The organism is Neobacillus paridis, from assembly GCF_016765675.1.
In the GTDB taxonomy this organism is placed as follows: domain Bacteria; phylum Bacillota; class Bacilli; order Bacillales; family Cytobacillaceae; genus Neobacillus; species Neobacillus paridis.
Map to the genome: position 1 here is coordinate 1 of NZ_JAESWB010000087.1, position 508 is coordinate 508.

Annotated in this window: 1 protein-coding gene; it reads left to right on the plus strand. The window is 64.2% G+C overall.

Features of this window, described 5'->3' with window-relative positions; genetic code table 11:
• Positions 1–20 precede the first annotated feature (20 nt).
• On the plus strand, positions 21–508 hold a 488-nt coding region (locus JK635_RS28030; RefSeq protein WP_498043857.1), incomplete at its 3' end, for a S8 family serine peptidase.

A 508-nucleotide genomic window follows, 5' to 3' on the forward strand; every position in this document is an offset into this window, starting at 1 on the left:
ACCTTGGACAGGAACTCAACATGAACCAGCAAAACGCATCGAAATTCGCAAGATACAAAGACAGTCCTTCCTCCCTGCGCCAGCGCGCTATCCATCTGGCGTGCCAGGCAGCCTTCTTGCTGCCTTCCATGCTGGTCGGCGCTGCCGCCCTGCAGGCGCCGGCAGCCATCGCGGCGCAGCCGGTTGCCAACGGCGCTGAACAGTACGCCCGCGGCCGCATCCTGGTGATGCCGCGTGCCGGCCTGAGCGAAACCGAGTTCACCAAGGCACTGGCGCCGCACGGCGGCAAAGGCAAGAAGATCGGCCAGAGCGACCTGCACGTGGTCGAACTGCCGGCCAATGCTTCCGAAAAGGCCGTGGTGGAGCGCCTGAACCGGCATCCGCATATCAAGTTCGCCGAACTGGACCGCCTGGTGACGCCCAATTTCGTCAGCAACGACCCCTACATGGGCAGCGCATGGCATCTGCCCAAGGTTGGCGCCACCACCGCCTGGGACACCACCCAGGG